The 24,684-nt window shown below is 77.0% G+C and carries 22 protein-coding genes; 8 read left to right on the top strand and 14 right to left on the bottom strand.

Features of this window, described 5'->3' with window-relative positions; translation table 11 throughout:
* Positions 1-106: 106 nt before the first annotated feature.
* Positions 107-712 carry a response regulator transcription factor gene (locus tag FB586_RS02740; RefSeq protein ID WP_136517772.1) on the bottom strand — a complete coding sequence of 202 codons (606 nt, stop codon included), beginning with the start codon at positions 710-712 and terminating at the stop codon, positions 107-109.
* Positions 709-1,899 (bottom strand): sensor histidine kinase, encoded by a 1,191-nt coding sequence (locus FB586_RS02735; RefSeq protein ID WP_222928265.1) that lies wholly within the window; start codon positions 1,897-1,899, stop codon positions 709-711. The genes FB586_RS02740 and FB586_RS02735 overlap by 4 nt, the downstream gene beginning before the upstream one ends.
* Before the next feature lie 110 nt (positions 1,900-2,009).
* Here FB586_RS02735 and FB586_RS19225 point away from each other — a divergent pair, with 110 nt between their 5' ends.
* Entirely contained in the window at positions 2,010-2,867 is an 858-nt protein-coding gene (locus FB586_RS19225) for a hypothetical protein (RefSeq protein ID WP_168800431.1), read from the top strand.
* Between the two features lie 24 nt (positions 2,868-2,891).
* Here the strand turns inward: FB586_RS19225 and FB586_RS02725 are convergent, their stop codons facing one another.
* A complete protein-coding gene (locus FB586_RS02725; protein WP_136517771.1) occupies positions 2,892-3,425 on the bottom strand; it encodes a pyridoxamine 5'-phosphate oxidase family protein in 534 nt (177 codons plus the stop codon).
* A gap of 84 nt (positions 3,426-3,509) precedes the next feature.
* Between FB586_RS02725 and FB586_RS02720 the strand changes: the two genes are divergently transcribed.
* Positions 3,510-3,971, top strand: a complete 462-nt coding sequence (locus tag FB586_RS02720) for a winged helix-turn-helix transcriptional regulator (protein ID WP_136517770.1) — start codon at positions 3,510-3,512, stop codon at positions 3,969-3,971.
* A gap of 37 nt (positions 3,972-4,008) precedes the next feature.
* Complete coding sequence (locus FB586_RS02715) at positions 4,009-4,425, top strand: DUF3592 domain-containing protein (protein WP_136517769.1); 417 nt, start codon at positions 4,009-4,011, stop codon at positions 4,423-4,425.
* A 70-nt stretch (positions 4,426-4,495) separates the two neighbouring features.
* Here the strand turns inward: FB586_RS02715 and FB586_RS02710 are convergent, their stop codons facing one another.
* The 4 genes from FB586_RS02710 to FB586_RS02695 form a co-directional block, all read right to left on the bottom strand.
* A complete protein-coding gene (locus tag FB586_RS02710) occupies positions 4,496-5,812 on the bottom strand; it encodes a glycosyltransferase (RefSeq protein WP_136517768.1) in 1,317 nt (438 codons plus the stop codon).
* Between the two features lie 62 nt (positions 5,813-5,874).
* Positions 5,875-8,115 carry a glycoside hydrolase domain-containing protein gene (locus FB586_RS02705; RefSeq protein WP_136517767.1) on the bottom strand — a complete coding sequence of 747 codons (2,241 nt, stop codon included), beginning with the start codon at positions 8,113-8,115 and terminating at the stop codon, positions 5,875-5,877.
* A gap of 320 nt (positions 8,116-8,435) precedes the next feature.
* Positions 8,436-9,398 carry an LLM class flavin-dependent oxidoreductase gene (locus tag FB586_RS02700; protein ID WP_136517766.1) on the bottom strand — a complete coding sequence of 321 codons (963 nt, stop codon included), beginning with the start codon at positions 9,396-9,398 and terminating at the stop codon, positions 8,436-8,438.
* Between the two features lie 10 nt (positions 9,399-9,408).
* Complete coding sequence (locus FB586_RS02695; protein WP_136517765.1) at positions 9,409-10,104, bottom strand: DUF998 domain-containing protein; 696 nt, start codon at positions 10,102-10,104, stop codon at positions 9,409-9,411.
* A 281-nt stretch (positions 10,105-10,385) separates the two neighbouring features.
* Here FB586_RS02695 and FB586_RS02690 point away from each other — a divergent pair, with 281 nt between their 5' ends.
* Positions 10,386-11,891, top strand: coding sequence for an MFS transporter (locus FB586_RS02690; RefSeq protein WP_246036362.1), 1,506 nt, complete (start codon positions 10,386-10,388; stop codon positions 11,889-11,891).
* Positions 11,892-11,943: 52 nt separating this feature from the next.
* Positions 11,944-12,861 carry an RDD family protein gene (locus FB586_RS20145; protein WP_168800430.1) on the top strand — a complete coding sequence of 306 codons (918 nt, stop codon included), beginning with the start codon at positions 11,944-11,946 and terminating at the stop codon, positions 12,859-12,861.
* Positions 12,862-12,872: 11 nt separating this feature from the next.
* Here FB586_RS20145 and FB586_RS19220 read toward each other — a convergent pair whose 3' ends face one another.
* The 4 genes from FB586_RS19220 to FB586_RS02665 form a co-directional block, all read right to left on the bottom strand.
* Positions 12,873-13,412, bottom strand: coding sequence for a hypothetical protein (locus tag FB586_RS19220; RefSeq protein WP_168800429.1), 540 nt, complete (start codon positions 13,410-13,412; stop codon positions 12,873-12,875).
* 2 nt (positions 13,413-13,414) lie between these two features.
* Positions 13,415-14,824, bottom strand: coding sequence for a glucose-6-phosphate dehydrogenase (locus FB586_RS02675; protein WP_222928264.1), 1,410 nt, complete (start codon positions 14,822-14,824; stop codon positions 13,415-13,417).
* 84 nt (positions 14,825-14,908) lie between these two features.
* Entirely contained in the window at positions 14,909-18,622 is a 3,714-nt protein-coding gene (locus FB586_RS02670; RefSeq protein WP_136517761.1) for a TM0106 family RecB-like putative nuclease, read from the bottom strand.
* Positions 18,623-18,663: 41 nt separating this feature from the next.
* Complete coding sequence (locus FB586_RS02665; protein ID WP_136517760.1) at positions 18,664-19,035, bottom strand: DUF3817 domain-containing protein; 372 nt, start codon at positions 19,033-19,035, stop codon at positions 18,664-18,666.
* A gap of 123 nt (positions 19,036-19,158) precedes the next feature.
* Here FB586_RS02665 and FB586_RS02660 point away from each other — a divergent pair, with 123 nt between their 5' ends.
* Positions 19,159-20,409: an alpha/beta fold hydrolase gene (locus FB586_RS02660; RefSeq protein WP_136517759.1), complete on the top strand. Its 1,251-nt coding sequence runs from the start codon at positions 19,159-19,161 to the stop codon at positions 20,407-20,409.
* Between the two features lie 8 nt (positions 20,410-20,417).
* Here FB586_RS02660 and FB586_RS02655 read toward each other — a convergent pair whose 3' ends face one another.
* The 3 genes from FB586_RS02655 to FB586_RS02645 form a co-directional block, all read right to left on the bottom strand.
* Positions 20,418-21,308: a dihydrodipicolinate synthase family protein gene (locus tag FB586_RS02655; protein ID WP_136517758.1), complete on the bottom strand. Its 891-nt coding sequence runs from the start codon at positions 21,306-21,308 to the stop codon at positions 20,418-20,420.
* 166 nt (positions 21,309-21,474) lie between these two features.
* Entirely contained in the window at positions 21,475-21,915 is a 441-nt protein-coding gene (locus FB586_RS02650) for a VOC family protein (protein WP_246036359.1), read from the bottom strand.
* 107 nt (positions 21,916-22,022) lie between these two features.
* Positions 22,023-23,021 carry a glycoside hydrolase family 113 gene (locus FB586_RS02645; protein ID WP_442319892.1) on the bottom strand — a complete coding sequence of 333 codons (999 nt, stop codon included), beginning with the start codon at positions 23,019-23,021 and terminating at the stop codon, positions 22,023-22,025.
* A gap of 108 nt (positions 23,022-23,129) precedes the next feature.
* Here FB586_RS02645 and FB586_RS02640 point away from each other — a divergent pair, with 108 nt between their 5' ends.
* Positions 23,130-24,023 (top strand): SDR family oxidoreductase, encoded by an 894-nt coding sequence (locus FB586_RS02640; protein WP_136517757.1) that lies wholly within the window; start codon positions 23,130-23,132, stop codon positions 24,021-24,023.
* On the top strand, positions 24,023-24,673 hold the full coding sequence (locus FB586_RS02635; RefSeq protein ID WP_136517756.1) for an SDR family oxidoreductase: 651 nt from the start codon (positions 24,023-24,025) through the stop codon (positions 24,671-24,673). Before FB586_RS02640 ends, FB586_RS02635 begins: the two co-directional genes overlap by 1 nt.
* Positions 24,674-24,684: the final 11 nt, after the last annotated feature.

Genomic DNA, 24,684 nt, shown 5'->3' with positions numbered 1-24,684 from the left:
GGTACGTCGTCCTGGTCCATTTGCTCAGGAGACGTCCGTCCTCGGCAGGCGTTGCGGCTGATCCGGGTGCTGCCCTGCACGGCGAGGCAGCCGACCAGGGCCCGGGTCAGAGCCAGCCGAACCGCTCCGCCGTGCGCACCGCCTCCGCCCGGCTCGATGCGCCGAGCTTGGTCTGCACGGCCAGCAGGTAGTTGCGCACGGTGCCCGGCGCGAGGTGCGCGCGCTGGGCGATGACGGCGTTCGGCAGGTCGAACGACGCGAGGCGCAGCACCTCGAGCTCGCGCGGGCTGAGGGGGCAGTCGGGCGTGCTCAGCGCGTCCGCCGCGAGGCCCGGGTCGACGTAGCGCCCGCCGCCGTGCACGAGCCGCAGCACCCCGGCGAGCGTCGACCCGGGGACGCCCTTCGTGACGAACCCGCGCGCGCCGGCCTCGAGCGCCCGGCGCAGGTGCGCGGGCCGTCCGCGGCCGCTCAGGACGACGACCCGGCACGCGGGCAGGGCGCGCGCGAGCTCCGCGGCGACCTGCACGCCGTCCGCCCCGGGCATGTCGAGGTCGACGACGGCGACGTCCGGACGGTGCGCGAGCGCCGCCCGCACGGCACCGGGCCCGTCCTGCGCCTGGGCGACGACCTCGAGGTCGTCCTCGAGCGCGAGCAGCGCCGCGAGGGCGGTGCGGACGAGCTCCTCGTCGTCGGCGAGCAGCACCCGGATCACGCCGTACCGCCCGCAGCAGGGGTCGGGGCGTCGACGGGCACGCGCGCGACGAGGACGAACTCGCGGCCGTCGCGGGCCGCGTGCAGGCTGCCGCGCGCGTCGGCGAGGCGTTCCGCCGCCCCGTCCAGCCCCGAGCTGTGGGCGTCGGCGACGGAGGCGTCGGCACCGTCGTTGCGGACGGACAGGGTCGCGGCGGCGTCCCCGACCGCGACCTCGACGCGGCACCACGTCGCCCGGCTGTGCCGCAGCACGTTCGTCGCGGCCTCCCGCAGGACCGGCGCGAGGCGGGCGGCGGCGTCGGACGGGACGGCCGCGGGGTCGCCCGTCACCGTGCAGCGCACGCCCGCGGAGTCGAGCACCTGCCGGACGGCGTCGAGCTCGGCGTGCAGGTCGACCGTGCGGTAGGCGTGCACGGCCGCGCGCACCTCCGCCAGGGCGCGGGTCGCGAGCACCCGGATCTGCTCGGCCTCGGCGCGGGCGGCGGGGTCGCCGGGCGGCAGCCGCTCGACGAGCTCGGCCTTGAGCGCGATGACGGTCAGGCTGTGGCCGAGCAGGTCGTGCACGTCGCGCGCGAACCGCAGCCGCTCCTCGCCGGCCGCGAGGCGGGCGCGGGCGTCGCGTCCGGCGTCGGCGTCGACGAGCAGCGCCCACATCCATGCCGGCGCCCAGTTCACGGCGGCGACCGACAGGCCGATCCCGGCCGTCACGACGACCGCGCGGTCGACGTCGCCGCCGACGACCCCCGCGACGGCGGCGCTCGCGCCCGTGCAGGCCAGCGCCACCACCGGGACCCACCGCGGGCGCAGCAGCAGGGGTGCGACGCCGACCACGCTCGCCCCCACCCAGGCCCACGTGTCCCAGCGGCCCGCGGCCACGGGGGCGACGAGGACGACGGACGCCGCCGAGGCGGCCGCGAGGGCCCGGCCCCACGTGCGGCGCCGGCCCACGGGCACCCACGGCGTGACCGCCGCGTGCACGGCACCGCCGGCCGCCACCGTGAACGCCGCGACGCCGACCGCCCCCAGCACCACCCAGAGGGGCCGGTGCTCCTCGAGCAGCCCGAGGCCCGGCATGACCAGGCTCGTCCACGCCGTCGTCGCGAGCCACACGAGCACCAGTGCGCGGGCGCGCGCGAGGCGGCGGTCCCGCGGGGCGGACCCCCCGGCTCCTGCGGCCGCAGCGCTCACAGCCGCGATGCTAGGGCCGCCGCGCGCACGGCGGACCCGTGCGATCCGCACCGGATCCGGTGACGACCGGCACCTGCCGTACGGGTGGGCGGCGCCCAGAGCGTGGAGCCATGACCACGACACACGCACCCACGTCCCCGGCCACCGCCCGGCACTCCCGGGCCCTCACCTTCACGCTCCACCTCGCGGGCATGGCCGTCGCCATGGTCCTCGGGATGCTCCTGCTCCTGCCCGTCGTGACCGCCGCGGGCGCGGCGCTCGGGTGGGACGCGTCGACCGCCGGACCCGAGGTCACGGCGCTGGCCATGGCGGTGACCATGACCCTCGGCATGGCGGTGTGGATGGTCCACCGCGGCCACGGACCACGCCCCGTCGCCGAGATGGGCGCCGCGATGGCCCTGCCGTTCGTCGTGGGCCTCGTGCCCTACTGGGCGGGGGCGGTCGGCGCCGGCGACGCGCTCCTCCTGGGGCACGTGCTCATGCTGCCGGCGATGGTCGGGGTGATGCTGCTGCGTCGCGACGAGTACGCCCACGCCCACGCGCACGCGCCGTCGGGGCCGCGCAGCGGGTGGTGGCGCGCCGTGGAGGCCGTGTCGCACCGCTGGCCGACGCTGCTGGCGCTCGGGCTGACCTTCGACGGCTGGCTGAACCCGGGCATCCCGTCCCCGTGGCTGCTGGTCGCGCTGGGCGGGGAGTACCTCGTCATCGGCGCGGCCCGCCGGCAGTTCCGGCGCGACGCCCTGCTCGCGGCGCACGTGGCCGGGTTGCTGCTCTACCTCGGGCTGGCCGCGGTCGCGGCGAGCGCACCGGCGGAGGTCGCGGCGTGGGTCGTCGCGGCCGGGTGGCTCCTGCACGTCGGGTGGGACGTCGCCCTGCACCGCGCCGACCGCGTCGTGTGGCGCTGGTACGCCGAGGCGTGCATCGTCATCGACCTGGTCGTCGGCGCGACGGTGCTGCTCACGCTGTGACGGCCGCGGACCCGGCCGGGCGCCTCATGCGGGGCGCCCGGCCTCCGGCGCGAGGCCGCCCTGGGCGCTCGGCAGCCGGGTGGTGAAGTCCAGCAGGCCGACCCACTGCGGCCGCAGCCCGATCCGGGCCTGCCGCAGCCTCGGGTGGTCGAGCTCCGCGAGCATCTCGTCGGCGGCCTCGGTGCCGAGGTAGCGGCGCGCGGCGGCGGCGTACTCCGGGGCGACGCCCCGCACCTCCTCCACGGTGACCTTCCCGCGGAGGGTCAGCACGCGCGGCGGCGGCCCGTCGTCGTCCACGGTGACGGCCACGCGCGGGTCGGCACGCAGCGCGGCCAGCCGCCGGGCGGGGTGCACGACACCGGGCCCCGCGACGTACGTGACCGTCACGAGCTCGTCGCCGGTCCAGTGGAACCAGGTCGGCACGACGCGCGGCGAGCCGTCGGTCGCGAGGTAGCCCAGGTGCGCCGGCGCGGTGCCGGTGAGCAGCTCGCGCGCGACGGGCGCGTCGAGCAGGCCGAGATCGCCCTGCGGCAGCGCGGTGCCGGGTGTCGGGGGCATCGTCGACTCCGTCTCTTCGAGGAACTTGCCCGACGCTAGCAGCGTCGGTTCCCCCAGGGAACCCACTCGTCTAGGCTGGGACGCGTGCAACGCACCGACTTCAGCCGCATGAGCTGCTCCATCGCGCGGACCCTCCACGTCGTCGGGGAGGTCTGGTCCCCGCTCGTCCTGCGTGACGTGCTCATGGGTCTGCACCGGTTCGACGAGATCCGCGCCGACCTGGGGGTCTCGCGCAAGGTGCTGACGGAGCGCCTCGGCTGGCTGGTCGAGCAGGACGTGCTCGAGCGCGTGCCGTACAGCGACCGCCCCCCGCGCTCCGAGTACCGCCTCACCGAGCGCGGGCGCGAGCTGTGCGAGGTGCTCCTCGTCATGTCGGCCTGGGGCGACCGCTGGCTCGCCGGGCCGGACGGGCCCCCGGTCCTGTACCGGCACCGCACGTGCGGCGAGGTCACCCACGCCGAGGTGCGGTGCGCCCGCTGCGGCGGCGCGCTGCACGTCGACGACCTCGACCTCCCGGCCGACGCCGCGGTGGCCGACGCGTCCTGAGACCCGCGCGCCCGCCCGGTGACGGACGATGGCTGCCATGCCGGTCGTCCTCGTGGTCCAGGTCGTGCTCGTGGTCGCCGCTGCGGCCCTCGCGGTGCCGGCGGTGCTCGCCCGGCGGGACGCGACCCGCACCCGGCGCCGCCTGGCCCGCGCCCGGACGGCGTCCGGCGAGGTCGTCGCAGTCACGGAGGGCGCCGGGGGCGTCGTCCCGACCGTTCGGTACTTCGTCGGCGGCGAGCGGCTCGAGGGCGTGCCGCGCACGCCCCGGCCGGGCGCCCGCTACCTCGTGAGCCAGCCGGTGGACGTGCGGTACGACCCGCAGGACCCCGCGTGGATGACCGTCGAGGCCGTCCCCGGGGACGCCCGGCCGCCGCGCGCACCGCGGGCCCGGGCGTCGGCCGCCGTCGCCGCCGTCCTGCTCGCCGCGGCCCTGCTGCTGCAGCTCCTGCGGTGAGGACGTCGGCCTGGTCGCCGGCGACGACCAGGACGACGGCCTCGCCCGGGCGTCAGGCCAGCGCCGCGCGTCAGGCCAGCGCCGGCGTCGCGTCCAGGGCCGCCACGTGGTCGAGGATCTTGTCGAGCACGACCGCCCGGTCGAACTGCAGGGCGTACTCCCGCGACCGCTCCGCCCACGCCGCCCGGTCGACCGGGTCCGTCGCGAGGACGTCGTCCAGGGCGGCGGCGATCGCGTCGGGGTCCGACACCGGCACGACCACCGCGGTGTCGCCGACGGCCTCGCCGATGCCGCCCGTGTCGGTGGTGATCACCGGCCCGCCGCCCGACAGCATCTTCTCCGCGAGCGCGATGCCGAACGTCTCGACGAACTCCGGGCGGGGCTTGCTGGGCAGCACGAACGCGGTGCAGCCGGCCATGAGGTGCGGCTTCTCGTCGTCGGACACGTCGTGCAGGAACGTGATGCGGTCGGCGACGGGCGTGGCGGCGGCGAGCGCCCGCAGCTCGTCGGCCTGCGGCCCGTTGCCCGCGATCACGAGGCGCTGGCCGGCCGCCGGCGCACCGGAGCGCACGAACCCCTCGATGAGGTCGTCGACGCCCTTGGCGTGCGCGAGGCGGGACAGGAACAGCACGTACCCGTCCCGCTGCAAGCCGCGCGCCGCCAGCACCACGTCCGTGCCCTCCTCGGTGCGCGACAGGTACTGGCCCACGTCGATCGCCGGGTAGGACACCTCGACCCGCGCGGCGCACTGCTCCGCGAACCGCGTGCCGTGGCGGGCGTCGATCGCGGCGGCCTCCGTGACGATGAGGTCGCGCGTGTACCGCGACACCGCGAGGCACACGTCGTGGGAGAGGTACTGGGCCAGCACGTGCGCGGCGGCCCCGAACCGGTCCTCCTCGACGCACGCGCGCACCACGTTGGTGACGTCGGAGCCCACCGCCTCGGCCACGGTGACGACGTCCACGGGCAGGCCCGTCCGGCGGGCGACGGCGACGGCGTCGGCGACGGCCGTGGCGTGCGGCGACAGGTACAGCGACAGGGCGACCGTGGGCACGCCGTCGGTGAACAGCTCGACGAGGCGGCCCGTCAGGCCGGCGAGGTAGCGGCCGTCGGGGACCTTGTAGTCGCCGACCGGCTCGGGCCGCTCGACGACGATCCCCTCCCGGTACGGCAGCACGCGGTCGAGCGGCTTGAGCGGCAGGCCCGCGGCCTGCAGCCGCTCGATCGGCCACGTGACGATGCGGACCTCGTCGAACCCGCGGTCGAGCGCGGCCTCGGCGAGGTTCCGGGCCTCGCCGGAGTGCCCGCAGATGACCGGGTCGGCCCGGACGACGATGACGAGGCGGCGCGCACGACGCGCGTGGTGGGCGGCGGCGGAAGGGGTCACGGCGTCGTCCTCTCGGTCCGAGGGTGGGAGCGGGGGGTGAGGCGGTGCTGCTGCGTCGGCCGTCAGGGCCGGCTGAGCCGGGCGGCGACGACGGGGGCGCCGGCGGGCGGGCGCGGTGCGGGTGCGCTGGGTGGTCGGTGCTGCGTGCCCCACCCGGACGGCTGCGGGCCCAGGGCGACGAGCAGCCGTCCCCCGGCGTGCAGCTCGCCGCCGGTCAGGTACGGGCGGTCCAGCGGTTGGCCGTCCAGGTGCACGGACTGCACGTGCTGCGCCGGTCCGCCGGGCTCGGGCTCGACGAAGCCGGTCGTCTCCACCGTGAGCGGCCGGCCGCCCACGTCGATGCGTGCCTCGCGCCACGCGGGCGCGTTGACCAGGAACAGGTTCTGCCCCGCGACGGGGAAGAGCCCCAGGGTCGCCCAGACGTACCAGGACGACAGGCCCCCGGAGTCGTCGTTGCCGGGCAGGCCCCCGCGTCCGGTGCCGAACTGCTGCGTGACGACCTCGTGCACGACCTCGGCGGTGCGGTCCGGGCGGCCCGCGTACATGTACGCCCAGGGGGCCTCCATGTCCGGCTCGTTGTTCAGGCCCTCGAACCGGTCGAGCGCGTAGCCCGCCAGCAGCTCGTCGGCGTCGGGGTGCAGGCCGGGCTGCGTCACGGGGTCCGCGCCGTACCCGAAGAACCGGTCGAGCATGCCGACGAACTCCTCGTCGCCGCCCGCGAGCGCGATCCGGGACGCCATGTCGTGCTGGAGGCGGAACGAGTAGTTCCACCGTCCGCCCTCGTAGTACGTCGAGTCGACGAGCAGCCCGTCGTCGCCGAACGCGTTGCGCCACCGGGCGGCGAGCGGGCGGAACTGCTCCACCAGCGCCAGGTCGCCGACTCGGGCCGCCACGATGGCGCTGCACCAGTACCCGAACGCGAGGTCGAGGGTGTGGCTGATCGGGTGCGCGCGCCCGCGCAGCAGGAAGTCCTCGCCGTACGTGCGCCGCAGGTCGTTGTGCATGTGCACCAGCGCCCAGTCCCAGTCGACGCCCGGCAGCCCCAACGCGCACAGGTCCGCGAGGAACGTGTGCGCCAGCGCCGACCCCTGGCGGCTGAACCGGTCGGCGCCGCGGGCCATCCGGTAGCCGATGGGGAGGTTGCCCTCCTCCTCGGCGATCTGCAGCAGCGCGTTCGCGAGCTCGACGGCGCGGTCGGGGACGAGCGCCGTGAGCAGCGGCAGCTGCGTGCGGTAGATGTCCCACATCGTCGACAGGTCGAACGCGAACGGCCCCGGGGTGGGCCAGAACGGGCTCTCGTCGGGGGCCAGGCACGGCTTGACGAGCGAGTGGTACAGCGCGGTCGCCATGACGGTCCGCCGGTCCGACGACGGCGTGTCGACCGCGACCTTGTCGAGGTGCTCGCGCCACACCGCCTCGGTGGTGGCGCGGCGGCGGTCGAACGCCTGCGGCCCGTCGCCGCACTCGCGGGCGAGCGTCTCGCGCGCCTGGTCCACGCCGCGCAGCGAGAACCCGAACCGCAGCTCGACGACCTGCCCCGGCTCGGTCGGCCCGGCCCACATGAGCCCGAACGGGCGCAGCGTCGTGGGGCGGATGCGGTCGAAGTCGAGGCGCGTGCCGCCGGGCATCAGGCGCCGGTCGTACCAGAGCATCTGCCGCCAGTGCGGGGCGTCGCACTCGACGCGCACGGCGAGCGGGGCGCCCTCGACGACGATCTCGCCCTCCGCGACCCCGGGGGCGACCGAGCCCAGGTGCGCGCGCAGCGGGACCGTGCGGCCGTAGGGGATGTCGAGCCCGCCGAGCGAGAAGTCGATGACGAGGCGGGCGTCGTGGTGCGCGGGGAACGTGTACCGGTGCACCGCCGACTTGGGCCCGACGGTGATCTCCGCGCGGACCCCCGACGACAGCGTCGCCGCGTAGTACCCGGGGGACGCCTCCTCGTCGACCACGTCCCACGTCTGCCCCAGGTCGTCCAGGGGCCGCAGCATCGGGGTCACGCGGAAGTAGTTGTAGTACTTGCGGATCGCCCCCGTGCCGGACTGCTGGAAGTGCGTGAACCCGCTGGCGACCTGCCGGTCGTGGAGGACCGGCGGCAGGCCCTCGGTGGACAGGTCGTAGCGCCCGTACCCCGTGGGGTAGGCGCCCGAGTACGCGCAGGCCGACACCATCCCGAGCGGGTACGTCGCACCGGGGTGCGTGTTGCCGACCTGCGGCTTGGGCCACCACCACGTCGCGGCCAGCCCGGACGCCGGCGGCAGGGACGTCCGCTCGGTGCCGATGAAGGGGTCGACGTGCTCGAGCACCGGCACCTCCCGCGTCCCTCGCACCGGCCCCGTGCACGGTCGGCACAGCGTGGCGCCTGGGGGGCGCCGCTGTCCATGACGTGCCGGTGAACGTTCCTCGACCGGCGGCTCGCCGGGCCCCGGCGCTCCGGGACCCGGCGACCGTACGAGCCCGGTGTGTCCCCCGTGTTGCCGCGAGGTCACGCCCCGCCCACGACTGCGGTCGATGCGTCACGCGTGCGGGTGCTGCGACCACCGCACTCGCGACGCATCCCCCGCAGCGGACGACGGGCGGGGCGGCGGGCGGGGGGCGGGGGTGGGGCGGTGGCGTGGGCGGTCGGTCAGAGGACGCGGGCCAGGGAGGGCAGGGCGGCGAGCGGGTCCGGCCCGGCGGGGAGCAGGACGGCGCTCGTGACACCCGCCTCGGCCAGGGCGGCCAGGCGGGCACGGACGGCGTCGGGCGTGCCCGCGAGCGCGAGCTGCGCGACCCACTCGTCGGGGAGGCGGGCGGCGAACTCCTCGCGGGTCGCGGACGACGCGCGCAGCGCGTGGAACTCGGCGGCGAACGGCAGCGGGTCGATGTGCACGGCCCAGTCCGGCTCGCCGATCCACGCGAGCGCGGGGCGCGCGGCCGCGTAGGCCGCGGCGGCGTCGTCGTCGACGGCCGCGACGTCGTACCCGGCGACCCGGTGCGGGCCGGACGGGGCGATCTGCGCCAGGGCGGCGCGCGCGTACTCCGGCGTCGTCGGCTCGGCGAGGACGGTGCCGTCGGCCACCCGCCCCGCTGCCGCGAGGGAGCGCGGTCCGCGCACGCCGGTGAGCAGGTCGGGGACGACCTCGGGCAGGGCGGACGGGTCGAGCGCGACGTCGACGAGCGCGAGCGGCGAGCCGGGTGCGCTCGTGACGGTCTCGCCGCGCAGCAGCGCGCGCAGGGTCGTGACGTACTCCTCGAGGAACGTCAGCGGACGCGCCGGCCACGCACCGACGGACCGCATCCAGTCCGGCATGCCGTGCCCGATGCCGACGTCCACGCGGCCGGGGAACAGCTGGGCGAGCGTGGCGACCTCCATCGCCGCGAACGCGACGTTGCGCACCGCCGCCGGCAGGATCCCGATGCCCACCCGGATCCGGGTCGTCGCCGCCAGCACCGCCGCGGTCTGCGCGACGCCGCCGCGGAACCCGAGGTCCTCGACGACCCAGAGCTCGTCGAAGCCGAGGTCGTCGGCCCGGCGGGCGAACGTCAGCACCTGCGTGGGGTCGAGGTCGCGCGGGAGCATCACGCCGACGGCGGGGGTACGTGTCATGCGCCCATGCCTACCGCACGGGGCGGCGTCCGGCGGCGACGACCGCGCCGAGCAGGGCCCCGCCCGTGAGGACCAGCCACACGACCGCCGGGTACATCGTCGCCCGCTGGCTGCCGCCCACCCCGAGCCCGACGTCGACGTCGACGACGTCCAGCACGGTGGCCGCCGCGCCCAGCCCGGCGAGGACGAGCGACGTCACCGCCCACACCCGGTGCCGGCGCAGCAGGGACGCCCCCGCGGCGAGCGCGGCCACGTTGCCGCCGACCACCGCCAGGACCGACCCGACGTTGTGCACGACGTACCGCGGCAGGCCGCCCACCGGCTCCGCGAGCGACCCCGGGACGAGGCCGACCCACACGACGCCGGTCGCGTGCGCCAGCAGCGCCGCGAGCACCCACGGCCGGGCGCGCGGCGGCAGCAGGTTGCGGAGCAGGACGGCGGCCGCCGCGACCAGCAGCCCGTGCACCACGAACGCGGCGTTCATGAGGGCGTGCCGCGGCGAGCACACGGTCCGCCCCGTCAGCTCCGCGCACTCCGCGAGGCCCAGGTCGCTCACGTAGTGGTTTGCGCGGCTGTACGGCACGACCTCCCAGGCGGACGCGACGACCTCCTCGACGACGAGCACCTGCGCGGTGGCGACGAGCAGCAGCGCTCCCGCGACGTGCCGTCCCCGGCCCCGCCCCCTGCCGCCGCCGTCACCCGTCACGCCCTCATCCTCACCACCCGGGCCCGCCTCGCGCGGCGAACCCGGACTTCGTCAGCACCACCCGGTGCTCGTCCTGACGAAGTCCGGCTTCGGCGGCGGCGGGGGCGGGGTGGGGGCGGGTCCGGTGGGGCGGGTGGCCGGGTGCGCGGTGGCGTGGTCGCGGCGAGGCGAGGACGATGCGTGCAGCGCGGTCCCGGCCGGCCGGGACCGGCCGGCACGGGCCCGCACCAGCCCCCCGGCGCCGCGTCCCGACGCGTGCGTCCCGACGCCCAGGAGGCGCCGTGCCCGACCCGCAGCCGCACGCACCCCGGCCGGAGGCGCCGACCGCGGCGGCCGCGTCCGCCGCGGACCCGACCGCGCGCCTCGACGCGCTCCCGGTCACGCGCCGGCACGTGCGCCTGCTCGTCGGCTCGGGCGTCGGCTGGACGTTCGACGCGATGGACGTCGGCCTCATCTCGTTCGTCATCGCCCAGCTCGGGGTCGTCTGGGGCACGCCGGCGTCGCAGCTGTCGTGGATCGCGTCCGCCGGGTTCCTCGGCATGGCGATCGGCGCCGCGCTCGGCGGGCTGCTCGCGGACCGGATCGGCCGGCGGCAGGTGTTCGCGCTGACGCTGCTCGTCTACGGCGTCGCGACCGGTGCGTCCGCGCTCGCCTGGTCGGTGGCCGCGCTCATGGCGCTGCGGTTCGTCGTCGGGCTCGGCCTCGGCGCGGAGCTGCCCGTCGCGTCGACCCTGGTCAGCGAGTTCGCCCCGCCGCGCATCCGGGGGCGGGCCGTCGTGGTGCTGGAGTCGTTCTGGGCCGTCGGGTGGATCCTCGCCGCCGTCATCGGGTACCTCGTGGTGCCCGTCGGCGACGACGGGTGGCGGTGGGCGCTCGCGCTCGGCGCGCTGCCGGCCGTGTACGCGGTGGTCGTGCGCCGCGGCCTGCCGGAGTCGGTGCGGTTCCTCGTCGGGCACGGACGGCACGCCGAGGCCGACGCGGTGGTGCGCGCGTTCGAGGAGTCCCCGGCGGTCGGCGGGGACGGGCGCACGGGTGCGCAGGTCCGCGACGCGGACCCTGCCGCACGGGAGGCGGCCGCGCGGGCGGTGGCGCAGGCGACGCCGCAGGTGGCGTCGCCCGGCGGGCAGCGCGCGGGCGAGGCCGGCGGGCAGGGCACGGGCGAGGCCGGCACGGGCCGTGCGGCACAGACGCGGCTGCGGCTCGCCGCGCTGTGGGCGCCGGACCTGCGCCGCCGGACGGCCGCCCTGTGGGTCGTGTGGTTCGCGGTGAACTTCAGCTACTACGGCGCCTTCATCTGGCTGCCGTCGCTGCTGGCGGCGGACGGCAACTCCCTGGTGCGGTCGTTCGAGTACACCCTGATCATCACGCTCGGGCAGCTGCCCGGGTACGCCGCGGCCGCCGTGCTCGTCGAGCGGTGGGGCCGCCGGCCCACCCTCGCGGCGTTCCTCGCCGGGTCGGCGGTGGCCGCCGGCCTGTTCGCCGCCGCGGACGGCACCGGCCCGGTGATCGCCGCGGGCCTGCTGCTCTCGTTCTTCAACCTGGGCGCCTGGGGTGCCCTCTACGCCGTGACGCCGGAGCTCTACCCGACGACGGTGCGCACCACGGGCGCGGGCTGGGCGGCCGGCGTCGGGCGGACGGCCTCGATCCTCGCGCCGCTCGCCGTGCCGCCCCTGCGCGAGGTCGGCGGCACGGGGCTGCTGTTCACGGTGTTCGCCGCCGTGTTCGTCGTCGCCGCGGCCGGTGCGCTCGCCCTGCCCGAGCGGGCCGGGGAGTCGCTGGACGCGTGACGACGGTGCGGGCGGGCTCATGCAGCTCGCCCCACCTGCCGATACGCCCCTCGTGACGACCTCGGACGGGCCCGCCCCCGGCTGGTACGACGACGGCGTGACGCCGCACGTCGAGCGGTGGTTCGACGGCCGGGACTGGACCGAGCGCACGCGTCCCGTCCCCGCACCGGCGGCGCCCCCGCCGCCCCCGCCCCCGCCCCCGGTGGCGCTCGTCACCGGGCAGACGTCCTGGCAGCCGGCGGCCCCGCCGCCCGGGTGGGCACCGGCCCAGCCCGCCGAACCGGTCGCGGCCGTCGCGCGCCCGGGGGGCACCGGTGGGTGGTCGCCGGCGGCCGGCTCCGCGCGCTTCGGGACCGCCCCGGCCCTCGCGGCGCCGCCCGTCGGAGCCGGCTGGTCCGCACCGGCCGGCGGCGCGGGCTGGGGGGCGACGCCGCCCGGCCCCGGCCTCGGACGCACCGCCGTCGGGGCGCCGGGCGGCTGGCCGGTCACGTCGCACCCGATCGCGGCGTGGATGCCGCCCGCCTACGCGCACTGGGGCTGGCGGGTCCTCGCGTACGTGCTCGACGACCTGCTCGCCTGGCTGCCGTACGGCCTGGCCGGCGTGTACGCGTTCGCGACCGCGGAGTGGACCGTCGACGCCTACGGGTACCCCGTGCGCCAGCCCACGCAGACCGCCGGCGTGGTGACGCTGGTCGCCGCGCTCGTGGGGCTCGCCGTGTGGGGCTGGAACCGCTGGGTGCGGCAGGCGCGGACCGGGCAGTCGCTCGGGAAGCGCGCGGTGGGCATCCGCCTGGTCTCGCAGGAGACCGACGCCCCGCCGGGCGTCTGGATGTGCCTCGTGCGGGACGTCGCGCACGTCCTCGACTCGTTCGTGCTCTACCTCGGCTGGCTCTGGCCGCTGTGGGACGCGAAGCGCCAGACGTTGGCGGACAAGGCCGTCAGGACGGTCGTGCTGCGCGACCCCGCCTGAGCGCCCGGCCGTCAGGCGCCGCGGTCGTCCTGGCCGGGCTCGGGCCGCACCTGCGTGACCTCGCCGTCCTCGACGCGCACCTCGGTGCCCGCCGCACCGTCGGCGTCCACGTCGCCGCCGGTGCTCCCGCGCTCCACCGTGCCGTGCTCGACCTCGACCTCGCCGGGCGCGACACCGCTGTCGAGGTCCTCCTCCGCCTGCGCGTCCAGCTCTGCGCTGACCCGCTCGCCCTCGGCGACGACCGCGTCGCGCTGCTCCTCGATCGCGGCGCGCACGCGCTCGGCCTGCGTCGCGAGGTCCTCCTTCACGGCGGTGACCGCCGCGTCCACCGCGGCGCGCGCCTCGGCCTCGGTGCGCTCGAGCTCGGCCGCGAGGCGCGCCTCCTCGGCGTGCAGCGACGCGCGGACCCGGTCGAACGCCTCCTCCACGGTCTGGGCGCCCTCGTCCGCGACGACGGCCGTCCCGCCGTCCGGGACCTGCCCGCCGTCGTGCTCCTGCACCTGCGTGTCCACCTGCTCGTCCACCGGTCCGTCCTCGCGCTCGTCCGTCATGGTCACTGCCCCAGCACCCACCCGTGCGGCTCGGCCAGCCGGCGTGCCTCCTGCGGGCCCCACGAGCCGCGCTCGTACGGCACGGGCTCGGGACGTCCGTCGCCGAGGAGCGGGGCGAACGCCCGCCACGCGGCGTCGAGGCCCGCGGGGGTGGTGAACAGCGTCCGGTCCCCGGCGAGCACGTCCTGCAGCAGCCCGGCGTACGGCGGCAGGGAGGTCCCCGGCACGTCGTCCAGCGAGAGCCGCACCGTACCGGTCTCCAGCTCCAGGCGCGGCCCGGGCTTCTTCACCGTGGTGACGAGGCGCACCTCGCCGGCGCCGGTCAGCGACAGCTCGAGGCGGTTGGGGCCGACGTCCTCGCCGAACAGGTGGTCGGGCGTGCGCAGCACGAGCGTGACCTGCTGCGCGGACGTGGCGAGCTGCTTGCCGGTGCGCAGCAGGAACGGGACGCCGCGCCACCGCTCGGTGTCGACCCAGAGCCGGGCGGCGACGTAGGTGTCGGTCGTGGACCCGTCGGCGACGCCGTCGATGTCGCCGTAGCCCTCGAACTGGCCCAGCACGACCTCGTCCGGGTCGAGCGGGCGGAACGCCTCGAGGACCTCCGCGCGGGCCCGTCCCAGGTCGTCGGCGGACAGCCCGGCGGGCGGCTCCATCGCGACCTGCGCCGCGACCTGGAACAGGTGCGTGACGAGCATGTCGAGCGCGGCGCCGGTCGCGTCGTAGAACTCGGCGCGCTGGTCGACGTCGAGGGTCTCCGGCACGTCGATCTGCACCTGCGCGACGTGCTGCCGGTCCCAGGCGCCGCCGATGAGCTCGTTCGCGAACCGGGACACGTGCAGGTTCTGCGTCGCCTCCTTGCCGAGGAAGTGGTCGATGCGGAACACCTGCTCCTCGTCGAGCGCCTCGTGCACGACCTCGTCGAGCTCGCGGAACGAGTCGGGCGAGGTGCCGTACGGCTTCTCGTAGACGACGCGGACGCCGTCGGTGAGGCCGTGGCGGGCCAGCGCCCGTGTGAGCGGCACGAACGACTCCGGCGGCACGGCCAGGTAGTGCACGACGAGCACGTCGCCGTCGCGGTCGCCCGTGAGCCGCTCGCGCAGGTCGGCCAGGACGTCCGGGAGCGTGCCGGGGTCGTCGTCGTCCTGGCTGACGTCCCGGCACCACGCCAGGTGCTCGAGGACGTCGTCGAGCGCGCCGCGGGACTCGTCGTCGCCGAACTCGTCGAGCGAGGACCGGACGACGTCGCGGAACTCCTCGACGTCGAGGTCCCGGCGCCCGGTGCCGACGAGGGCCCACCGGTCGGGCAGCAGCCCCCGTGCCCCGAGCGTCGCGAGGGCGGGGACCACCATGCGCCGCGACAGGTCGCCGCGGGCGCCGTGCAGGACGAGGACGAGGGGACGGTCGGACGGCACGGGCACCATCTCCGGAGGGCTCGGCCGACGTGGCGCCGGTGCGGGGCGCGCGGCACGTCGGTGCGGTCGGGGACCTCCTCGACGCTACGTGCGGCTGCCGACGGGCGCGCGCGCAGGGTCGGCGGGGCCGGCCGGCGGCTCTGGCACCGGCACGACGCTGGCGGTGGTCAGGCCGATGAACGCGCCGAGCCGCTCGAGCGTCTCCGCACGGCGCGGCAGGACGTGCGTGAGGCGCGTGCTGCGGACGACGAACGCCGCCCACTGCCCGCGCGAGACGGCGACGTTCAGCCGGTTGCGGTCGAGCAGGAAGTCGAGCCCGCGCGGCACCTGCGCCGGCGACGACGCCGCCGTGGTGACCACGACGACGGGCGCCTGCTGCCCCTGGAAGCGGTCGACCGTGCCGACGCGGGCGCCGCCGAGCCCGGCGGCCTCCAGCGCCTGGCGGACCGTGAACACCTGCGCGTTGTACGGGGCGACGACGAGCACGTCCTGCGGCTCCAGGGGCCGCTCGGACGCCCCCCCGCCCGCCGACGGGTCACGCCAGGTCCGCCCCACCAGGTCCCGCACGAGCCGCACGACGGCGTCCGCCTCCTCGAGGGAGCGGACCTTGTTGCCGTCGTGCTCGACGAGCACGCCGTGCACACCGGGGGCGACGCCGTCGAGCTCGCGCGCGGCGGCGGCGGGGGCGGCGGCGAGCCGGCCCTCGTACGACAGGGTCGACACGGCCGCGCACAGCGCGGGGTGCATCCGGTGCGTCACGGGCGGGAAGTAGCCGAGCGCGGGCGGCAGGGTGTCGTGCCCGTCGGACAGCCACCCGAGGGCGGACCGGTCGACCGGCTCCGGGTGGGTGCCCTGGCTGACCTGCGGGAGCTGCTGCGGGTCGCCGAGCAGCAGGAGGTTGCGGGCGGCGCCCGCCACGGCGAACGTCGTCGCGAGCGCCAGCTGCCCGGCCTCGTCGACGACGAGCAGGTCGAGCGGGGCGTCCGGCAGGCGACCGGCGTTCGCGAGGTCCCAGGCGGTGCCACCCAGCACGGCCCCGGCGCCGGGCGCGCCGCCGGGGTGCGAGCCCCAGAAGCCCGCGAACCCCTTGTCCGGCACCCACGTCCACGGCGCGTCCGGGTCGGCGACCCGACCGTCCTGCGCTCCGGGCGCCTTCTTGGCGATCGCGTCGGCCGGCACCCCGGCGCCCGCGACCGCGCGCAGCATGTTCTCGACGACGGCGTGCGACTGGGCGACGACACCCACGCGCCACCCGCGCGCGACCAGCCCCGCGACGACCCGCGCACCCGTGTACGTCTTGCCGGTGCCGGGCGGGCCCTGCACCGCGACGTACGAGTCGTCGAGGTCGAGCAGCGCGCGGGTCAGCACGTCGACGGCGTCGCCGGGGTCGGCCAGCGGCGGGATGGGGGCGCCCGACCGGGCGCGCGGCGGGACACGCCGGGCCAGGTCGAGGACCGCGCGGGTGGGCAGGCGGACGTCGTCCGCCGGGTCCGCGGGCACCCCTTCCAGCCCGGCCGCGACGTCCTCGGCGAGCACACGGATCGCGGTGCGCAGCGGCTGCGTGCCCAGCGGACCGGCGGGGGCGAGCGCCATCGGCAGGGCGTCGAACGCCTCGGACCCCTTCGGGCGTGTCTCCTCCACGACCAGGACGTCGCGGACGCGCCCGTCCCGCTCGGCCGCGGTGACCTCGAGCACCGTCATGCGCTCGCACCAGCCGCGCGGGCCGTCGGGCGAGGACTTCATGCAGTCCGGGAAGGGCGGGTCGTAGAGGCCGACGGCCTTGGCGCCGGCGCGCAGGTCGCTGCCGGGCTCGAGCCGGCCGGTCATCCGCAGCACGCGCCGCTCCACCTGCTTGCCCGGCGGCAGCCGCCACGCGTCGAGCACCTCGACGTCGTCCGCGACGAGCACGTTGCGGCGCTCGGCCCACTCGGCGGGGTCGGCCTTGAGGCGGTCGAAGTGGCCCCACCAGTACGGCTTGTCCTCGCGCTGGTGGTACCGCAGGGCGGCGGCGACGAGCGCGACCGCCTGCCGGCCCGGCGGGCGCACGACGCCCTCGTTCGGGCCGGGACCCGCGACGGCCATGAGCCGCTCCTCCAGCGGGTCCGGCTCCCCCAGCTCGGCGGCGCGCGCAGCGGCCTCCGGGTCCAGGACCGTGGCCCGCTGCGGCTCCAGGCCGGCCTCGGCGAGACGCGCGAGCAGCCAGTCGCGCAGCCCCAGCGTCGACAGGCAGTCGTAGCGGTTGTACGCCGCGATGGCGTCGAGGCGGTCCTGCCACTCGCCCTCGCGGCCGGCGTCGCGCGCGGCGACCGCCTCGGCGTACTCCACGATCGAGTCGGCGGCGTTCGTGACGCCGTCGCCGCGGCCCTGCGCCATGTACAGGGGCTCGAGCTTCTTCAGCGAGTACGACCGCTGCCCCGTCTGCACGCCGGCGCGCACGGCCGCGTACAGGTCGACGAGGACGCCCTCGCGCAGCAGCCCGTCGACCTCCGCCTCGCCCTCGCCGTGCCGCCCCGCGAGCCGCAGCAGCGCGACCTTCTCGTACGCCGCGTAGTGGTAGACGTGCAGGCCGGGGAAGCGGCTGCGGCGCTCGGCGAGGTAGTCGAGGAAGGCGCGCAGGGCGGTGCGCTCCTCGCCGCGGTCGTGCGCCCAGAACGCGCGGAACCGCGGCTCGGCGCCGGGGCGCTCGGGCGCCTCGACGACGCCGAACAGGTACTCCAGGCCCCACGCGTCCGGCTCCCCGGCGAGCGCGGCGTCGTACCAGAGCGGGTCGCCCTCGAAGTCGAAGAACACGTCGCCCGGGTCGGCCGGCGGCAGCAGCGCGGCGACCCGGTCCGGGTGCGGCACGGCCCACGGCACGTCGGTCGGGTGGGCGGGGTCGGCGTTGCGGCGCTCGAGGTCGACGTGCAGGCGCGCCTGGCGCAGCAGGCGCTGCACCTGCGCGGGGCTCAGCCCCTCGACGGCGAGGTCGTCGGGCGCGGCGGCGAGCGCGTCGACCGTCGTGATGCCGGCCCTGGCGAGCAGGGCACGCTGCCGCTCGTACAGACCGGCGACGAGCGTCGGGTCGCGCCGCTCCTCGAGCTCGGCGACGCACAGGGCGCACCGGCCGCACGCGGCCACGTCGGGGTCCCCCCACGCCACCGGGTCGCCGGCGGCGCGGTGCGCGTCGAGCAGCGCCTCGAGCCGCGCGCGCCGCTCGCGGTAGACGGGGACGAGGTCCGTGACGGCGTGCCTCGCCGCGGCGCCGTCGCCGAGGACGAGCACCACGTCCCGCGCCACGGGGACGCCGGCCCGCACGAGCTGGTCCGCGTAGGCCGCCACCTGCAGCAGCGCGGTCGGCTGCGCGTTGCGCGCGAGCTTGGCGTCCCGCACGCTCCACACGTCGCCGTCCGGCCCCGGCTCGCGCACGACGAAGTCCGCGCGGCCGACGAAGCGCCCGTCGAAGAACGCGGCCTGGTGGACGACGTCGGCCCGGGCCGCGAGACGGTCGAGCGTCGCCGCGTGCGCGGCCTCCAGGTCCGCCCGGGACGCGGGGTCGGACGCCCTCGGCACCTGGGCGACGCCGCCCGTGCGGCCGGGCACCCAGACCCCGTGCTCCGCGACGAGCCCCCGCAGCACCCGCTGCTCGTGCTCGTCGCCCAGGTGCGACACCCGCGCGAGCATCGCGTCGGCGTCCGTGACGGCCAGCGGCCCGCGCCCGAGCCGCGCGTCGAGCGCGCGCAGCACCGCGAACTCGCACTCCGCCGCGGCCGTCAGGTCGCTCGCGGAGTACGTCAGGGTGCCGTCGTCGAGCAGGATCACAGCGGCAGGCTACGTGCCGGGACCGACAGCGCCGCCGCCCGTCAGACGCCCGCCGAGGCCCCGCTGCGCTCCGGCTCCTCGTCGCCCGCGAGGGCCGCACCCGGCCGCGCGAGCCGCCCGGTGCGGCGCAGCCACCGCTCCAGCGGCAGCGTGACCAGCGGCGGGACCGCCGCCGCCAGCGCGAGCCCCGTCACCCACCACGGCCACCGCAGCCGCACGGCGGCGACCAGCGCGACGGCCACGTACACGAGGAACGCGCCGCCGTGCAGCCGCCCGAACACGGTGACGCCGAGCTCCGTCGTCTCCGTGACGTGCTTCAGGAACATCCCCACGAGGAGCCCCGCCCACGTGAACGCCTCGACGAGGGCGACGACGGCGAAGGCGCGACCGGTGCGGTCGACGGGCGTGCGCATGCGGGGGCTCCTGGGCGGTCGGGGGTGGTGCCTCCATCGTGCCCGACGCCGCGGGCCTGCACGGACGCGCACGGACCCCCACGGACCAGGAACCCCGCGGGGACCCCGCCCGTTGCGGCGGTCATGGGGCAGCAGCGCGCGGGCGACGACGGCGTGGCGAGGGCGGCGCAGCAGGTGCTGGCGCAGCAGGGTGGGACGGTCGAGCGTCCCGTGGGCGGGGGCTCCGACGGGACCGTGCGCGTCGCCTGGGTGCGCTCCGGCCCGCGGGGGGACGCGCCGCCCGTGCTCGTGCTGCCCGGCGGTCCCGGGCTCGCGTCGGTGCTGCCGTACGTCCCGCTGCGCGCCGACGCCGCCCGGCGCGGTCTCGACGTCCTCATGGTCGAGCACCGGGGCGTCGGCCTGTCGCGTCGCGACACCGAGGGCCGCGACCTGCCGGTCGCCGCCGTCACCGTCGCCGCCGTGGTGGAGGACCTCGCCGCGGTGCTCGACGCCGCCGGCGTCGACCAGGCGGTCGTGTACGGGGCGTCCTACGGCTCGTACCTCGCGCAGGCGTTCGGGGCCCGCCACCCGGAGCGGGTGGCGGCGATGGTCCTCGACTCCCCCGTGCACGCACCGGTGGACGACCTCGCGACGGCGCGCGCCCACCGGCGGCGGCTGCTGTGGGACGGCGAGGACCCCGCCCTCGCCCCGGTCGCGGCGGCCGTGCGGGCGCTGGCGGACGACGTGCCGCCCGCCGAGCTCGGGCACGTCGTGCAGGTGGTGCACGAGTTCGCCGGCCCCGAGGTGCTGCACCGCCTGCTCCTCGCGCGCCGCGCCGGCCGGCTGCGGGCGGTCTGGGACCGCGTCGCGACGCTCGGCTCGGGCGAGACGGAGGGCAGCGGCCAGCCGTACGTCATGGAGCCGGACCTGGTGGCCGGGATCATGTACGGCGAGGTGGGCTCCGGCCTGCCGCCGGACGGCCTGCCGCTCGACCCGCAGCTCACGTTCGCGGACGCGGCCGCACGGCACGTGGCCCGGCACGGCGTCCCGGCCGTCGCCGACCGCTTCGACCTGCCGGCCGCGGTCCCGTGGTTCACCTGGCCGACGGCCGTGGTGTCCGGCGACCGGGACCTGCGCACGCCCCGCCCGGTGGCCGAGCACGTCGCGGCGGTCGACCCGGACGCGGTGCTCGTGCCGCTCGCGGGCACCGGACACAGCGCGCTCGACACGCACCGGCGCGCGGCCCTCCACGTCGCCCACGCGGCCGCGGTCGGCGCCGTGCACCGCCTGCCCGCCCTGGCCGACCGGCTCGCGGCCCTGCCGCGGCGCGGGCCGTCGCGGCACGTCGGCACCGCGATCACCGCGGTGGTGCGGGCGACGACGCGGCGCCCCTGACGGCGCGCTCAGACCCGCTCGGCCGCCTCCAGCGCCGCCACCACCGCGTCGCGGTCCGACGCCGGGAGGCCCTGCACCGGGCGTGGCAGGCACGGACCCTGGACGAGCCCGCGGCGCTCCGCGAGCGCGGCGGCGACCCGGACCCCGCCCTGCGCGGCCAGGACGTCGAACGCGGGGCGCAGCGCGGCGGTGAGCGCGTCGACCGTGGCGTGGTCGCCGGTGCGCGCGGCGTGCGCGAGCCGCACGGCCGTGGCCGGGACGACGCCCGCGAGCACCGACCACCACGTGTCGGCACCCGCCGCGAGCGCGATGGCGGCGTACGCGTCGCCGGAGAACCCGACGCCGACCTGGGCCGGCACGAGCGTCCGCAGGTGCGCGAGGCGGGCGCTCACCGCGGCCACGTCGCCCGGCGCACCGGGCACCTTGACCGAGGCGACGTGCGGCAGCGCGGCGACGCGCGCGAGGAGGTCGTCGCTGAACGCGACGGACGTGGTCCGCCGGTTCTCGTAGGGGACGAGCGGCAGCGGGACGCGGTCGGTGACCTCCGCGTACAGGTCGACCACCTCGTCGTCGGTCAGCGGCTGGTACGACACGGGCACGAGCAGCAGGCCCGCGGCACCGGCCTCGGCGGCGTCCTGCGCGTGCGCCAGCACGTCCGACGTCCGCAGCGCGCTGACGCCCGCGAGCAGGGGAACGTCGCCGACCTCCTTCGCGGCGCGGGCCACGACGGCGCGCCGCTCCTCGCGCGCGAGGTACGGCCCCACGCCGGTGGACCCGAGGACGCAGACCGAGTCGACGCCCGCTCCCGCGGCACCGGCGACGAGCCGGCCGAGGGCGTCCTCGTCGACCCGGTCGTCCCGCAGCGGGGTCAGGGGGAAGGCGCTCACTCCGGCGAACATCGGCTCTCCTCGGGACGACGGCGGACCGCCGTCCGGCCCGGTGCCCCACCGTGCCAGGTCGGCACGCGTCCCCGCGGCCCCTGTCCGCGACGACGCCGGACCTCGTCAGCACCGGCCGCCCCTGGTGCTGACGAACCGCGGGCTCGGCGGGCCCCCCGGGCGGTGGTCAGGTCTCCCGGTGCATCCAGGGGGTGTACGTGATGCCCACGAGCAGCCCCTCCGGGCTCTGCAGGCGAGCCGAGGTCTGGCCCCACGGCTCGTCGTGCGCGTCGACGAGGACGTCGTGCCCCGCACCCCGCAGCTCGGCGACCGCGTCCGCCACGGCCTGCACGGACTGCACGTCGAGCTCGATCCAGGCCTGCGGCACGGGACGGTCGGCGGGCCACTCCGGCCGGCCGAACGTCGCCTGCGCCGCCTGCGCCAGCGGCCACCGTGCGAACGCGCGCGCCCCGGGCAGCTCGTCGGTCGAGAAGTACCCCGGTGCGACCTCCGCGAAGCTGATCCCCAGCGCGTCGGCCCAGAACGTCCCCGCGGCGGCGTCGTCCCGCGTGATCGGCCCGAAACCCGCGACGAACTCGACGTGCACGTCGGCCTCCCCCGCCTCCACGACGCGGACCTCGCGCCGCTGCGCCCAGCGTGCCCCGCCGGAGGCGCCGGCGTCGACGCCGTGCCCGAACCGTGACGCAGCGCCCTCGGGACGGCCGGGCGCGGCGGTCAGCCGTGCGCCCGGCGGGCGACGCCCTCGGCGTACGCGTCCCGGATCACTCCCTCGGCCGGCTTGCCGTACGGGCAGTAGTCGTCGTTCGCCGCGGCCTCCGCCTCGGCGTACAGGCGGGTCGGCCAGTCCCAGAGCATGAAGCCGCCGACCCAGTCGCGCCGGGCGCAGGCCGCGAACGCGGCGCGGTACCAGTCCGCCTGCGCCTCGCCGGACGGCGCCCCCGGCAGGGCCCAGTCGTTGGGCAGCGCGGGCGACCCCTCGCGGCTCGGGCAGCCGGCCTCGAGGAAGAGGAACGGCTTGCCGACGCGGCGCACGACGGCCTCGACGCGGTCGAGCTGCGCCTCCCAGTCGTCCACGGGGTAGTAGCCGGACGACGAGACGACGTCGACCGCGTCCCACCAGCGGACGTTCCCCTCCTGGTACTTGTCGCAGTTGTAGGTGACCAGCCCGGGGTACACCTCGCGCACGGCGGCGACGAGCGCGCGCCACTCGTCCTCGCGCTTGTCGGACTGGACCATCTCGCAGCCCACGCACACCATCGCCACGCCCTCCTCCGCCGCGATGCGGGCGTAGTGCACCTGGAACTCCGTGTACGCGGCGAACCACTGCGCCCACGTCGGCTCGCAGGGCACGTCCTCGTCGAAGAAGGCGATGTGCGCGCGCCACGTGCCGTTGCGGACGTTGACCACGGGCTTGAGGCAGACCTGCAGGCCGCGGGCGTGGGCGGCGCGGATCGCGGTGCGGATCTCGTCGTCCGTCGGCGTGGGGGCGTCGCGCCACGCGATCGTCGTGGACTGGGCGGTGTCCTGCAGGGCGGAGAACGCGAGCGTGACCCACGTGACGCCCAGCCGGTCCACCATCGCGTCCAGGGACGCCTCCGCGTCGGCCCCCGTCCACGTCCCCCGCCCGCCGCCGGTCCAGCCCCACGTCATGCCCGCCGCGTACCCGGCGAGCGGGCCCAGGTCCGTCCCGGTGGTCGTGCTCGTGCTCGTCACGTCGTCTCCCTCGACCTCGTCGTCGCCCCACTTTATTCGGTGGCCGAAAGAAGTCCAGGGTCGCCGCTCGGCGTGCGGGCTCCCGGGCCGCTGCTGACGATGGGGTGCATGGCTGACCAGACGACGAACCAGGACCCCCGCTCCCAGTACCCCGGCCCCGAGGCCCAGTCCGGCGAGACGATCGAGCACCCCGGTCGTACGGAGGACATGCCGCAGGAGCCGGACCACGGCGAGCAGACGTACCGCGGCTCCGGCCGCCTCGAGGGCCGCAAGGCGCTCATCACCGGTGGGGACTCCGGCATCGGCCGGGCCGTCGCCATCGCTTACTCCCGCGAGGGCGCCGACGTGGCGATCGTGTACCTCCCGGACGAGGAGGAGGACGCGCAGGAGACCGTCCGCCTCGTCGAGGAGGCCGGGCGCAAGGCGCTCGCGATCCCCGGCGACATCCGCGACGAGCAGTTCTGCTCGGACCTCGTGCAGCGCACCGTCGACGAGCTCGGCGGGCTCGACATCCTCGTGAACAACGCCGCCTACCAGATGGCCCAGCCGGGCAGCCTGGCCGACATCACGACCGAGCAGCTCGACCGCGTCTTCAAGACCAACCTCTACGCGATGTTCTGGATCACCAAGGCCGCGCTGCCGCACCTGAAGCCCGGCTCGGCGATCATCAACACGAGCTCGATCCAGGCGTTCGAGCCCAGCCCGCCGCTGCTCGACTACGCGACCACCAAGGCCGGCATCCTCAACTTCACCAAGGGCCTGGCCCAGCAGGTCGCCCAGCAGGGCATCCGCGTCAACGCGGTCTGCCCCGGCCCGATCTGGACGCCGCTGATCCCGGCGACCATGCCCGACGAGAAGGTCGAGTCGTTCGGCGGGGACACCCCGCTCGGCCGCGCCGGCCAGCCCGCCGAGATGGCGCCCGCGTACGTGTTCTTCGCGTCGCAGGAGTCCAGCTACGTGACGGGCGACCGCATCGTCGCGACGGGCGGGAAGCTCGCCTGATGCGCGTCGCGGTCGTCGGCGGGCACGGCAAGGTCGCGCGGGCCCTCATCCCCCTGCTCGTCGAGCGGGGGGACGAGGTCGTCCCGCTCGTGCGCAAGCAGGAGCACGCGGACGAGCTGCGCAGCCCCGGCGTCGAGCCGCGCCTGCTCGACATCGAGGCGCAGGACGCCGACGCGTTCGCCGAGGCGTTCGCCGGGACGCAGGCGGTCGTCTTCGCGGCGGGCGCCGGGCCCGACGGACGCGCCGACCGCAAGCGGACCGTCGACCTGGAGGGCTCCTTGAAGTCGATCGAGGGCGCCCGGCGGGCCGGTGTCCAGCGGTTCGTGCAGGTCTCCGCGATCGGCGTCGACGAGCCGCTGCCGGACGACACCGGCGAGGTGTGGAAGGCGTACGTGGAGGCCAAGCGGGACGCCGACGCCGCCCTGCGGGCCTCCGACCTCGCCTGGACGATCATCCGGCCCGGCGGCCTGACCGACGACGACCCCGTCGGCACGGTGCTGCTCTCGGAGTCGGCGCCCCGGGCGCAGGTGCCCCGTGCGGACGTCGCCGCGGTCGTCGCGGCGTGCCTCGCGGAGCCGGCGAGCGTCGGCAGGCAGTGGGAGCTCGTGACCGGCGACGTGCCGGTCCGCGAGGCGGTCGCGGCCGGCTGAGCCGGCGGCCG

This window comes from Cellulomonas telluris, assembly GCF_004886325.1.
Taxonomy (GTDB): Bacteria; Actinomycetota; Actinomycetes; order Actinomycetales; family Cellulomonadaceae; genus Cellulomonas; species Cellulomonas telluris.
This window is presented reverse-complemented; position numbering and strand designations above follow the sequence as displayed.